Raw genomic sequence first — 13,639 nt, forward strand, 5'->3', positions numbered from 1 at the left:
CACACTCCTCCTGCCTGCGCAGGTTCTAGTGTGTTGCATCGACCGGTTGAATCCACAGGCTATTGCTGACGTTTGAGACCATACGTGAAGATGGCCGCAGCCGGCCCAATTCGGACTTCCGCGTTGGTGTGGCGCACCCAAACACCATATTTCACTCAACTCTCCTGCGCCGATTTACATACTCTTAACCGCTATCTGCGTCGACGGGGGGCTCGTGGTCTATTGCCCACCGGCATGCGCTTGTCTAAATCCAGCGTCATCTCCTTGGCCTGTGGCATGTTGAACTCCAACATGCGCTCGAAGAGCGCCGACCCAGCTGCGCGCTCAGCTGTACCCATATCCTGAAGTTGCAATGCTATATCCAACAACGACTCAGTACTCAAGTACCAGGATGTCGCTATATTGCCCATCTGATCGCCTACTACGTCCAGCAATGCATGGATAATGTTACACACCCGCTCCGGTTCAGGTGCCACCAGCTTGACCAGCTTTTCAGGCAGGCGCTCGGCTCGGCCATTCTTCAAGACATCAGGAAAAGCCACGAGGGCATCCAGAAGCTCTCTCGTCTCAACGTCAGCAGTAAATCCATCATTCAGGAATATCGCAGACAACGCGGTCAGGACGCGATCATCACCGTCGCGCAGTAGCTGGAGCAGAATAGGATGAACTATTGGCCTGGTCATTGGTTCGTGCCACAAATTAGCCACACTATGCGCCACCCCCAAGGCTGCCGCCGTGGCATCATTGGCAAGCACTCCAATCAGTTCACGAGGCCAATCCTCCGCAGGGAAAAGCGCGTGTCGCAAGACAGCCAATTCTCCCGCTCCCTGTAGCCCCTCTTTGTTTCCTTTGACAATGTACATCAGCCATCGTTGTGCCGCGGTTGCGGAGGCCCAATGAAACGAATGTGCGACGAAGTTAACCCAGCTTTGTCCGCTAACGATGGATGGCATGCTGGCCACCAACTGGTCGACAAGCGCCTCTGCTCGTGAGCGATCCGCCAAATGCAGGTGCATCAGTTCGCGCTGAAGCATCGCCTCCCATACGCGAGATGATTCGACGCCCGCAATATGCCGCTCAAGAATGGAAAGCCACCGATCAAGTCGAGGGGGGGCCGAGGTCAGGCACGCTGAGGTTATGGCGCACAACACAGGATAATTCCCGTCTGGAAGGGTAGCTATCGACCCGTACCCCCACAAAACCGACGAGGTGCCGTCATTTGCATCAGCCACAATCTCACTGGATTTCTCGGCTGCACTAGGAATTAGCCAACGCTCCATCCGATCCAATAGCTCATCCGGTACGGGCGCCTCTTTGTTGACAGCGGTCGCGATTGCGTAAGCCGCTTCACGGCGAAAGTCGGGGCCGACAAAACCCTTGTCTTCCAATTCAGAAACCAACGCATAGAACGCCGGTACCGTTAGGCCGGCCGGAACAAGTGCGCGCAAGACAGAAGACACCGGAATCTCGTTGCGCCCAGGCTCAAACTCCCTAATGACCCTGAGAACTTTGGGCAGGTTACTCTTGGCCAGCTCTGCTAGTTCACGTCCAGCCTGTATCGCCCCACCTTTCATACGATGGCGCGGATGATCCCAAGCAGCGTCGTCCGTCAGTTCGTTGAAAAGATTTAGGATTTCGGCATCAGTTGCTAGATCCATCTGTTGCGCGCTTACCGGACTTCCAATCCACTGGGCACCAGAGTTGTGTACGCCGTTGCCAGCCAAGCCCGGAAACGCCCGCTGCTCTTCTTCTACCAGCCTTTGCAAGTCGGGACTACGACGGTCAGCCGGCAATGCTCGAAGCAGCCGCAGTCGATGTTGCCGCGCCCATTGCAGTCGTTTGAGGCGGGTGCTTGCTTCATCCTCCTGGGCCGTATCATCGTAGTAACGCCAATCGCGGAGCATCGCCTCCAAGCGAGCATAGGTGGGATCGTCTAGCTGCGGGCAGGCGGCCTCGATCAGCGCGATGCTCTCCTTGTGCACATCGGCATTGGGTCCGAGAACCAGCCGCCGAGGATCGCCGGATAGATAGTCGAATGCAAAGTGCGGTGAATGCGCAACCGCGCGTACTAGACCGAGGGCCAGCAATCTGTGCACTAGAAGTAGATCGGACTGCACGTTTGCGGCAACGAAATCCAGAAAACTGCCCGGATCGGAGTCCGCCCAGCGCTGAATACCCACCTGAACAGATCGCAGTAACGGGTGTTCATACCGCGTCTCCTCGTCCAGACCTTCAAACATCAATCCTCTGCTTGGACGATATCCAATCACTACGTTCGGAGGCTCAGATGCACATAGCTGTAACCCTTGCAGAACGAGCGGCCACAAAGCACCTACAAAAGCCTTGGGTGAGGCCTCAGCTATTGCGTCCAAGTCATGAAACTGTCTCGTCTCAAAAATAGATTGAGTACGCCCGGATACGCTGCTAGCAGTCTCTTCATTTTCCGTGCCAGACGTGGTTTTGGGCGCGGTAGCGGAGTCAATTTCGCGCTTGAGCCACGCCGCGACCAATCTCGGTGCTTCCTCGGGAAGTGCGGCGCTGACTACGCCAGCCAGATTTCCTATGGACCACTCGTTAATCGAACTACGTTCTGCAATAAAAATGAGAGCATCTAGCCAAGGACCGACTTGCGGTGCGACATCGCCCAGACCTAGTGCTTGCCAGCTCAATACATCTAGATCCTTGTTGGGCAGCCAATGCCGACGCACAAGGTCAACTACCGAGTTCGCACTGAAATGCAATGCTTGCCTAAGCATTGGCAGCAGTATCTGGGCTTGTTCCGCCGGTAGGGCCATCAATCCTGCCAGATGAGTCGGCAACAAAGCGGCGAACCACCCCGGGCTCCCAACGGCGGCTCCAATGAAACGGGGTCGGAACCATTCATCCGACATTGCTTGTTCCACAAGCCGGCGTTCGGCTGGCATCGGCTCGGCTTGCAATCCTAGGAATTCGATCAATAACATTTTCAGGTGTGGCCGCAGATCGGCCGACCATAGTTGGCCAATTTCGATGGCGTACGCCTCAGGACTTGCGCCTCGAAAGTATCCAAGCGCATGCCACAACTGGGGGCGAATTCGTAAGCTGCCTTGCTGTGCTAGCACGGTATCGGTGAGACTCCCGCTCTCATCCAGAAAACTGCGCGCGCGTACGAACTCATACAGAGTTTGATGCCGGAATTCCACTCGTCCTGGCCCCTGGCCTACCTGAAGCAGGCCAAACGCAGCAAGCGTCTGAATCTCCGCGTAAAACTCTTCAACTTGAGCGAGGGGTAGCCCCAGCACTTCACGGTCGGCCATCAACTTGGCCAAATGGCGCAATGTTGTGCGGCGTCTACCAGTGGTATCGCTCAATACCTGGGTTTCCCATTGTTTCTCCAATAATCCATGGAAACTCCTCAAGACCTCGGGTTCGGTAGCGTCGCCAAGGAGGGAAAGGAAGATGTCTAGGGCATGGGGGGACCGCAATACATGCTTAATTTCCTGATTCCATACCTCGGCTTGAAGGCCCCTTGTCGTCAGAATTGGCTGTACGGTCGACCACTCTGGTAGTTCCAGCTGAATAACGGTCGCATCCAGATTTCGAAGCGCGGGATCGTGCTTTTGCTCAAAAGTACGGCACGAGATCACTGTGCGAACCCCTTCGACGCCAGAGAGGTCTTGAACTAAGTCGAGTAAGACACGTAAGCGCGCAGAGTGCTGAACAACTAGGTCAGCCAAGGCATCAACCTGGTCAATTAGCAATAAAACAGGCACGCTCTTGGCAAGCTCTCGCAAAGCCGCGCTGACATCGGAACCGAGATTCAGATGCCTCGCGAGTGCTTCCCTATCCAATAGATCTGGCGACAGTCGATCAGCCTTGATGGCAAGGACACACCACCCGGCTGCCTGCATTTCTTGGGCTAGCCGAACCAAGAGGGAAGACTTGCCACTCCCCGGGTCGCCAAGCAAAAAATGGGTGCTTGACGACTTGGCCGCAAGACTCTCGATCAGTACGGCTAGTTCTGGGCGCTGGAGCCAAGTGCCATCACCCAGAGTACTCGGCCAGCTTAACAATGGCGCTGAAGCATTTCGTAACGCTGTTGGAAGGTCACTGGAGCTTGACCAAGGTGCTGGGCGGCCCCTATCCGTTGGAGGATGGCCTGCAGGTCCGTCTGGTATTCCCTTAAGAAAGTCGATCAGCGCCTTGTGGATAAATTCTTTGCGAGACTTGGGTTTGGCAATTTCAATGTGATTGCCAGCAATAGGAGTAGCCACCACTCCAGTAAGCCCTGGATCGCTACTGTTCCTGTCGACGATTAACACCCGTTTACCAAGCGAGAAGCCAAGAATTTTGCGCCCGACAAGGACTCCTTCTGACTCAAAGAAGACTCGCACGCCGAAGCTGTATTGCGTGTGAAGGGCTCGGAATTGCCCGTTCAGCAACTTCAGCCAGGCGTCGTCACTGACCATATTTGTGACCTGGGCGTTGGTTCTCAGCACCAGACGCAGATTGTGTGCGACCGTAGCGAGACTCGCCCCTTGGTGTGGAGTGCCTACAAACACAACACCGGCAATCCGCTCTAACAGCGTCAGCCGTTGTGGGTCGCCGAGCGACAGCGCTTGAGTCATGCCAGACTTAATGACAAGTCCGCCGAGACTATGCCCGACTAACACAACCCTGTGGCCTTTCAGGCCTTCTTCAACCTGTAAAGCGGCAAAAAGAGCTTCGCCGATATCAGCAAGATGCATGGCTGGATTAGTCCAGCCTGAAAGCTCCGCGCCATAACCTGCAACCCAGACATGGCATCCGACGTCTTGCCCAATCCACTCCGGCCAGAGAGTAGTATGGTCCTTTGGGTTGTGCATCCATGTAGACCGCGCATCTCCACCTAGCCCGTGAACAAAGATGACGTGCGGCGCATCCGGCGATGAGGCCTCATGTACTTGCGTCAGCGTTGCCACCCTTAGCCCTCCCGGAAGTATTTTTGTGTTCAACATTATGACAGACGACATGCTCCTTGACTGGCGGAAGCCCCACCATGATGCATGGCTTACCCATCGGTACTCGAAGTTGACTTCGGATGCGTGCATGGGACGCGGGATTTGGCTGTACCATTTACCGGGAAATGCGCGACCAAAATAGACCGCTTGCAACGGGCAGGGAGCAGGCTGCGGAACGTAGAAACGGTCATATCGGTTTTGGCTGATTTGCCGCCTGTTGCAGGAGGGTTCCGGCTCCGCCACCGGAATCGCCGACAGCTTTTATGGGATTCTACAAAGCGGCAGATCAAAATCTGCAGCTCATCCAAGAGCACGGAAGACGTCGGCCAACTTGTTCAGCGCGATTTCGATTTCCTCTTCACTGATTCCGCCGTAGCCGAACAACAGGCCTTGGCGGGGTTCTGTGTCAGCATAAAAGCTCGAAATGCCATACAGCCCAACGCCTTGTTCACGCGCGGCCGAGATGACACTGGCTTCGGTCAGCCCTTGTTTCAGCACGGCGGTGAGGTGAATGCCAGCAGCAGGAATTACAGGTACTAGCCAAGCGGCGAGCGGCCCATTCAGATGTTTCAGCAATACATCACGTCGCGCTTCGTATTGCTTGTAGATGCGTCGCAAATGTTTGGCAAAATCGCCGTCCAGTATGAAACGGGCAATGGCCGCTTGCGTAAAGGTAGAGCTGTGCCAGTCGACAATCTGTTTGGCTTTCAATAGCGCAGCAGAAAGTGATAGCGGTGGGACGATATAACCCACCCGTAACTCCGGGAACATGGTCTTGGAGAACGTGCCGACATAGGCCACGAGACCAAATCGATCCAGGCACTTGAGCGATTCCAGTGGGCGTCCATCAAAGCGGAATTCGCCATCGTAGTCGTCTTCAACAATGGCGGCACCGGTGTTCTGCGCCCATTCCAGCAAGGCAAGGCGCCGATCCAGGCTTAATGGCATCCCCAAGGGAAACTGGTGTGAGGGAGTCACGTAAACCAGCCGGGCTTCCTTGGGTAACAGATCGACGCGCAGACCCTCCGCATCGACAGGCACGCTGATGACTTTTGCACCGGCCGCAGTAAAGCAGGCACGTGCGGGTGGGTAGCCAGGCTCTTCCATGGCAACGACATCACCCGGATTCAGCGTGACGCGCGCCAACAAGTCCAGCGCCTGCTGCGCGCCATGCGTCACGATCACGTCCTGCCAATTGCTGGTGACTGCGCGGTTGAAAGCCAGATAGCGGGAAATCCCCAGCCTCAGCTCTTGCTCGCCGGCAGGGTCGTGATAAGCCGCCCGACCACGGGCCTGTTGCCTTTGGGCGTGGTTCAGGCAGCGCCGCCACGGCTCAAATGGAAAGCGCGATTTGTCGGTCACGCCACCCAGAAAATCGAGCGGCGGCGTGCTGCCATATTCAGGCATGGACAATGCGGCGGGCAAAGACTCCCAAAGAGCAGTCGGGCGAGCACGATGCACGATCGGCGAGCTGACTGGGATGCGTTGAAGACCATCTGCCACAAAAGTGCCATCGCCTGGCCGACTTTGTAGAAAGCCTTCCGACAACAATCGCTCAAACACATCCAGCGTGGTCTTGCGCGACACACTGAGCTGACTGGCTAGATCGCGGGTAGAGGGCAAACGCTCGCCCGCCGCCAGACGACCATCAACAATGCTAGCGCGAAGTTGACGGTAAATCTGGCCGGCCAGATCGGTTTTACCCTGCAGGGTGATGTGAATGTCCATGCCCTGAATCTTTCCGCAAAAGCCGGGTGCGGGTCCAGACCCAAAAGAGGAGATGTCACGTTTATCCCGCCTCAGTCGTCCTGCAAGGGGCCAAAAATATTGATGAAATTGCCCTCAGGATCCCGAATCAGCGTGGATTTGAGATGCTCCGTGGTTTTCTCTTCAGCCCAGCAAATCTCGACATCATGGGCGCGCAAAACAGCAGTGGTAGTTTTCAGGTCTTCGCTATGCAGTACCAAAGCCTTCCAACCCAGTTGCGAGAGATGAAACGGTGGCGGACTGCGGTCAACCGGCCGGAAGTTTGCGCCCGTACGTGTAATCAGTTCAATCCGCAGGCCTGCGCCTTCCAGTACGGCATAGCGGGCACCGACGATCGGAAATTCGCCTTCCGTGTCGACCTTGAACCCTAGAACGGACTGGTACCAACTCACCATTTTCGGCAAATCGGCGACGGCGAGCGCGAGATTGCTCAGGCGCAATTGGCCATCAAGTGATGGGGGTGAGATTTGCATGGCTGCTTCTCCTTGGGGATTGGTCTATCGGGCGAATCAAGCTGGCTCGTTCTGTGGAAACAGGGCGCGACGGGTTTCCTCGTCGAAATCCTGTTTCAGCGTCAGGTGATCTTTGAGGGTGCGAGCCCGCTTTGCTGCAGGGCGCTCAGACACCTCTTCGTAAAGTCGTTTCACGTTGGGGTAAGCATCCAGCCCGTTTTCACCAAGGATGTAACCGGCCACATTCACCCAGCCCCAGAACGCCATGTCGGCAACGGAATAGCTATCACCGCCCAGGTAGTGAGAGACGGCAAGTCGACGGTCCAGCACCGTGTAATGGCGCTGAACCTCTTTGAGGTAGCGGTTTTGGGCATAAGCCAGCTTTTCAGGGGAGTGATGCAGGAAATGCACAGCCTGACCCGAGAAGGGCGAAAGGCCGGTGGCGACGAACATCAGCCAGGACAAAGTGATGGCTCGTTCATTGGGGTCAACCGGCATGAACTGGCCATGTTTTTCTGCGAGGTAAAGCAGAATCGCGTGCGAATCGAATACGGTGGTGTCGCCGTCCACCAGCGCGGGTACTTTGCCGTTGGGATTTATCTGCAAATAGCCGGCTTCGTGTTGCTCGCCCTTGAAGGTATCAACGGCGATCAGTTCGTAATAGACCAGCAGTTCTTCGAGCAATAAAGCCACCTTCATCGGGTTGGGGGATGGGTGGAAATAGAATTTCAGTGTCATGGGAAGTCTCCGGTTGCCCTGACAAGGCCAGTGAGTGCTTGTCCATATACTCGACCAGAACGTGCCCGTTGCCGTACTATCGAAAGACCGATTTCGTGCGAGACTTTCGAACATGTTGCAGGCAGAAGAGCTGGCATTGCTCCAGGCCATTCGGGATACCGGCAGCCTTTCACGGGCGGCGGCAAAGCTGGGCAAAGCGCCGTCCACGGTGTCTCATGCCGCGCGCCAACTGGAGTCTCGCGTGGATGCCTTGCTGTTTGATCGACGAAATTACCGATTGCAGCTCACGCCGGCGGGTAACTTGCTGATGGACGAGTCCGCGCGGTTGCAGCAGGAGTCGGCCCGAACCATGCAGCGGGTACGCCAGGTGGCCAATGGCTGGGAAGAGCGCCTGTGGATCGTCACTGACGAGCTGATGGAGTTCGAAACCTTGTTGCCGGTCATCAGGGATTTTGATGAACTCCAGTCCGGCGTTCCTTTACGTATTACCAATGAAGTATTGGGTGGCACCTGGGAGGCGCTGCGGGACGGCCGCGCCAATCTGGTCATTGGTGCCACTAACGAACCGCAAAAGATGCCCGGCGTGAGTTGGCGAGAGTTGGGTCGACTGGAATGGGTCTTCGCTGTTTCTTCCAAACATGCATTGGCGGCCATGCCAGAGCCGTTGAGCCGTGAGGCGATCTCTGCGCACCGCGCCGTGGTGGTGGCCGATAGCTCCAGGCAAACGGAGGGTCGCGTGTATGGCGTACTCGGTGGGCAACCCGCGCTAGCGGTACCCAGCATGCGGGCCAAGATGCTGGCCCAGTGCGAAGCGCTAGGTGTGGGGTGGTTGCCTCGTCACCGTGTGGCGCACTTGTTACAAGAAGGCAAGCTCGTTGAAAAGCGCACAGCCCAACCGCGCGAGCCCAACATCTTGTACGTGGCCTGGCGTGAAGAACTAGCTGGTCGAGCCTTGAAGTGGTGGCTGGAGAAGTTGCAACAGCCGCGACTGGCCCAGCGCCTGGTCGATGGATTGACGCGTTAGCGGGTGATACGGGCACCGAAACTATGCGGCTGACTGAGCAAGAAATAGGTGCATTTGATCGGCTGTTGTAAAAGATGCAACGAAGCTACATTGTTAGTCTGGATTTGAGAGCGTGGTTGTGAAAATTATCCACAAAAACCTTCATGTAAATGAGTCGAACGGTGTTAGCATCTTTGAGTGGTTTCTGGTGCTAATTTTGACATATTAAATATTAGATAATTTGGTATGAATCACTGGCTCGAAAAATCTAAAGAAAACCTCCTTCCCCTGAGCGTTGCCTCTTCATTTGGCGAAGCGTTGAAGGAGTGGTTTTTTACCGGGGTTGTTTTTGATCGGGGTGACGAAGACATATTTTGCGAGCTTTGCGAGCATCCAGATCTTGCCAGTCATTTTGAGATTAAAAATCGGCATAAACACAATATTTTGTTGGTCGGCTCAAGTTGCATTCTAAGGTTTCAAGATATTGAAATTTTAGATAAGGCTGGTGTGGCGATTACTGATGATAATGAGCGTAAATCTGCTCTCGACAAAGCGCTACGCGATAAAATCATCGAATCTTCTTTAGAATCGTTGAGAGATCTGTGGCGTAGCGATATACAAAATAGAAGAAAAATAGCAGAGTTGGGTATTGCCGTGAAGAATGGAGAGGCACTTCATCCGGAGGATTTGTTGTTTTTGTTTGATAGAATGAACCAGCTTAATGTTGAGTATCTTGCAACGAGATACAAAATAAGCCTTCGAAGCGATAACGCTAAATATCAATTGGCAGGGATGTCGGATTCTGAAATTAAAAAAATCTGGCCGGCACTATCAAATCAACAAAAAGCTAAAGCGAGGGAAGTTAATAAACGGATAGTTTATTGACGGATCGGCTGGGCTACCCCCCCTTTGGGGCACGAATCAAGTGCCTCTGCGTAAAGATTTATTTGATGTTCAAGGGCAGAAGCTACTTTTATGCCCGATGCATATGTCATCTTTACGAAGCGGATGGGCTGCCACGGGCGTAGAAACTGTTCAATTCTTGGCCGGCGGTAAGAACCCGACCAGTGTAGCCGTCACTTGCTCTGGTTGTTCTTCGGCTACCCAATGCCCTGATCCCTTGATCTGCGCTACATGAACATCGGTGGCCACATGTTGCAGATGTGCGCCAATGATTGGTCCGAAGCTGCCGTCTCCGCCAATGCCCAGCACCGGCATGGTCAATTTGTGTTCGGCAAACTTCTGATTGGCAATCACGTCTTGCGGGAACGCCCTGTAGTACTCGAAACCGGCGCGCATGGCCCCCGGCATACTGTACTGGCGGGCGTAGACCGCTTCCACTTCATTGGTAAACGCGCGTGAGTTCACCGCTTCGTTGTTGTGGAACCAGGCCATGAATTCTTTCTCATGTCCGGCCATCAGCATCTCACCGACATCACGTTGCCCGAAGAAGGCGAAATGCCATACACGCGGGGTCTGGACGATCTCATTCCAGGGCGGGATGCCTGGCAAAGGTACATCAAGGATCGTCAGCGTTTTCACTTCGGTTGGGTGCTGGGCCGCATAGGCATAGGCCACCATCCCGCCCATGTCGTGCCCGGCAATATTAATTTCAGGGCCATAGCCTAGTTTGCTAACCAGTTCGCGGATGTCTTCTGCAATATTGGCCTTTTCATAGCCAGTGGCCGGTTTGCTGGTATCGCCCAGCCCGCGCAAATCCGGTGCGATCACGGTATATCCGCGTGCCGCCAGTTGCGGCATGACAAACCGCCACATGTATGAGGTTGAACCCCAGCCGTGCAGCAAGACCACGGGCGTACCGTGACCTTGGGCGATCAGGTAGTGGTAGCGCACGCCATTTACTTCGACTTTTCCATCAGTAATACGGGCGGTGGCGGCGGCTACAGCTGAAGGGGTAGGACTTCCAGAAGGCGCCGCGATTGTGTTGCCAGGCAAAGCCAGCATGAGTATTGCAATGACAGTGGTCAGACCGTGCGAAAGAAGAGGGTATCGATTCATGGCCTTGATTCCTTGATGCCAGATGGGTGGGAGTCACCAGTAAAAGTCTGAGGTTTGTTGCTCAGCGTGACACACCGGAAAAGCGACGGAATCGTTCGATGGTGTCGCACATGTGTTATGCGATCGACCTAAGACCTTTGACCTACGCCCAAAGCCATAACGACCTGTAAATTTTTTCACGGTAAATAAGCCTCAGCGGCCTGTGGGGGGCCGGGTATGACCAAGGGTGGATGTGGCCCGCCCGAGCCCCGCTTAAGGTTCCCTCACACCAAGTTGAGGGACGATGAACATGAATGCCTTGGGGATGTTGTTATCAGCCTTCGTGATTGCCATTTTGGGGCTGATGTTTTTCATCTGGTCTAATGGCCGCAGTCTCTTGACCGGGGGAGAAGAAGCGGCCAGCGAGATTTTTAGCGAAGGTGAAGTCGGCCTCGTTGAAGACCCGGCCGGCACAGCGACTAGCAGGGCAAGGCTGCAGTCCACCAGCACAGGCCACGCCCAGGTGGGCCTGCATGTCGATGAGGCCGACATTCTGGCTCGCATCGAATCAGATAAATCCACCTCGCTGATTGTGCTGATCATGATGACGGCGGCGGTGCTATGGCTGCTTGTTGCATCGACTTTCGGACTGATCAGTTCCATCAAGCTGCACCAGCCTGACTGGCTGACCGGTGCCATGTGGCTCGGATTTGGCGTCACCCGGACCATTCACCTCAATGCAGTGGCCTACGGCTGGGCGCCGATGGCCTGTCTTTCCAGTTGCATCTGGATACTCCCTCGCCTTTTGAAGACCCCTTTGCGCAGCGGACAGTGGGCCATTCTGGGTGGGGTGATCTGGAACTTGTCCCTGATTGCCGGCCTCGTTGCCATTGCTACGGGTTACAACAGCGGTCTGGAGTGGCTGGAAATTCCGCTGCCTATTGCCGCAGGAATGGTGGTGGGCGGTGCGATGGTCGGCATCCCGCTGCTCGATACTCTCGGGCACCGGCGTACCCGGCATCTGTATGTTTCGGTCTGGTATATGTCGGCAGCTTTGTTCTGGTTTCCGGTGCTGTTGATCGTGGCCAAGATGCCGGTGCACGTCGGGATCGAACAAGCTACCGCAAACTGGTGGTTTGGCCACAACGTGCTGGGGCTGTTCTATACGCCCTTGTCTCTGGCGACCATTTACTACCTGCTCCCCAAGATCATTGGTCGCCCCATTGAGAACTACAACCTGTCTTTGCTGGGCTTCTGGACGCTGGCTTTTTTCTATGGCCAGGTAGGCGGGCACCACCTGGAGGGCAGTCCTGCGCCAGCGTGGTTGATCACGCTATCCATCGTGCAGAGCATGATGATGATCATCCCGGTCGCTGCGTTCACCATCAACCAGCACATGACCATGCGCGGTCATTTCCGCATGTGGGTGCATTCGCCCACGCTGCGCTTCATTCTGATCGGCGGAATGATGTACACACTGAGCTCCTTGCAGGGCTCGTTTGAGGCGCTGCGCTCCATCAACACAGTCACGCACTTCACGCACTTTACCGTGGCACACGCCCACCTCGGGCTGTACGGCTTCGTGACCATGGTCATGTTTGGCGCGTTTTATTTCATCCTGCCCCGGGTGCGCGGGTGGGAATGGCCGTACCCGTGGGCGATCCAGCTGCATTTCTGGTTGGTGGTACTTGGCTTTGGGCTGTATTTCACGGCGCTCACCATCGGAGGTGTGTTGCAGGGCTTAGCCATGCTGGATGCCAGCAAGCCATTTATTGACTCCGTGATCGTGACCCGCCCCTGGCTGATCGGCCGCTCCATCGGCGGCGGCATGATGACGTTAGGGCACGTGGTGTTTGCGGTGCATGTGCTGGCCATGGTGTTCAAGTTAGGCCCCAAGCGGCATACCCAAGCTCTATTCTGGCGCGATGCGATGCCGCCGGGTCTGGCACCGAATCTGGCTGTGCAGCCGCTCCAACAAGAAGGGGCCGCATCATGAACCTGATGAACAGTGAAGATTTGCTGGTCGGGGCCTCTTTCATGATGGGGCTGACCATCACGGTACTGATCGTGATTCCGTATACGGAAGTCAGTGACCTGCGCCCGCCAGACAAACTCAAACCGTACTCGGAACAAGCCCAACGTGGGCGTGAAATTTATCTGCAAAACGAGTGCATGGCTTGCCATTCTCAACAGCCGCGCAGCCTTAGTCAGGCGCCTGACTTCAAGCGTGGCTGGGGTAGGGCGCCGATTGCCGCGGACTATTACTACGATCGCCCGGTGTTACTGGGCACGATGCGCACCGGGCCGGACCTCTTCAATATTGCTGCGCGGCAACCCAGCGTGGACTGGCATCTTGGGCACCTGTATCAGCCTCGGGCTTATGTCAAAGACAGCATCATGCCCAGCTATCGCTTCCTGTTTGTGATCAAGTCCAAAGCCGCGCCGGGCGACAAGGTTGTTCAGTTGCCACCCGCATGGCGGCCGGCTTCGGGTGTGGTGGTGGCGACACCCAAAGCGCTCGACCTGGTGGCCTACTTGTTGTCGCTGGATCACACCTATCCCATCGATAACGCGCCCGTGTTGCCGCCGGTAGCCTCTGCGCCGGCAACGGCAGGGCAGTCATAAATCAGGGAGTGTTCCGATGAGTCAGCAAGAAAGCGATGCCGTGCAGCAGCGGCGCGAAAACCCCGATCCCAACGAGC

9 protein-coding genes are annotated in these 13,639 nt (G+C 55.6%); 4 read left to right on the forward strand and 5 right to left on the reverse strand.

Going from position 1 to position 13,639, the window contains the following annotated elements; translation table 11 throughout:
• Nucleotides 1-191: 191 nt before the first annotated feature.
• The 4 genes from IEX44_RS00005 to IEX44_RS00020 all read right to left on the reverse strand — a co-directional run bounded on the left by IEX44_RS00005 (nt 192) and on the right by IEX44_RS00020 (nt 7,936).
• Nucleotides 192-5,069, reverse strand: coding sequence for an alpha/beta fold hydrolase (locus IEX44_RS00005; RefSeq protein WP_505952480.1), 4,878 nt, complete (start codon nt 5,067-5,069; stop codon nt 192-194).
• Nucleotides 5,070-5,279: 210 nt separating this feature from the next.
• Nucleotides 5,280-6,707, reverse strand: coding sequence for a MocR-like pyridoxine biosynthesis transcription factor PdxR (gene pdxR, locus IEX44_RS00010; RefSeq protein ID WP_188687528.1), 1,428 nt, complete (start codon nt 6,705-6,707; stop codon nt 5,280-5,282).
• 71 nt (nt 6,708-6,778) lie between these two features.
• Complete coding sequence (locus IEX44_RS00015; protein WP_188687529.1) at nt 6,779-7,219, reverse strand: VOC family protein; 441 nt, start codon at nt 7,217-7,219, stop codon at nt 6,779-6,781.
• Nucleotides 7,220-7,255: 36 nt separating this feature from the next.
• Nucleotides 7,256-7,936, reverse strand: a complete 681-nt coding sequence (locus IEX44_RS00020) for a glutathione S-transferase family protein (protein WP_229678663.1) — start codon at nt 7,934-7,936, stop codon at nt 7,256-7,258.
• 112 nt (nt 7,937-8,048) lie between these two features.
• Here IEX44_RS00020 and IEX44_RS00025 point away from each other — a divergent pair, with 112 nt between their 5' ends.
• Nucleotides 8,049-8,960: a LysR family transcriptional regulator gene (locus IEX44_RS00025; RefSeq protein WP_188687530.1), complete on the forward strand. Its 912-nt coding sequence runs from the start codon at nt 8,049-8,051 to the stop codon at nt 8,958-8,960.
• 225 nt (nt 8,961-9,185) lie between these two features.
• Entirely contained in the window at nt 9,186-9,824 is a 639-nt protein-coding gene (locus IEX44_RS00030; protein ID WP_188687531.1) for a phosphomevalonate kinase ERG8, read from the forward strand.
• A 150-nt stretch (nt 9,825-9,974) separates the two neighbouring features.
• Here IEX44_RS00030 and IEX44_RS00035 read toward each other — a convergent pair whose 3' ends face one another.
• Nucleotides 9,975-10,958: an alpha/beta fold hydrolase gene (locus tag IEX44_RS00035; RefSeq protein ID WP_188687532.1), complete on the reverse strand. Its 984-nt coding sequence runs from the start codon at nt 10,956-10,958 to the stop codon at nt 9,975-9,977.
• 283 nt (nt 10,959-11,241) lie between these two features.
• Between IEX44_RS00035 and IEX44_RS00040 the strand changes: the two genes are divergently transcribed.
• Together IEX44_RS00040 and IEX44_RS00045 are read left to right on the forward strand one after the other, a co-directional pair.
• Nucleotides 11,242-12,933 carry a cbb3-type cytochrome c oxidase subunit I gene (locus tag IEX44_RS00040; RefSeq protein WP_229678664.1) on the forward strand — a complete coding sequence of 564 codons (1,692 nt, stop codon included), beginning with the start codon at nt 11,242-11,244 and terminating at the stop codon, nt 12,931-12,933.
• On the forward strand, nt 12,930-13,562 hold the full coding sequence (locus IEX44_RS00045; protein ID WP_229678665.1) for a cbb3-type cytochrome c oxidase subunit II: 633 nt from the start codon (nt 12,930-12,932) through the stop codon (nt 13,560-13,562). Before IEX44_RS00040 ends, IEX44_RS00045 begins: the two co-directional genes overlap by 4 nt.
• Nucleotides 13,563-13,639: the final 77 nt, after the last annotated feature.

It is taken from the genome of Silvimonas amylolytica, from assembly GCF_014645555.1.
Taxonomy (GTDB): domain Bacteria; phylum Pseudomonadota; class Gammaproteobacteria; order Burkholderiales; family Chitinibacteraceae; genus Silvimonas; species Silvimonas amylolytica.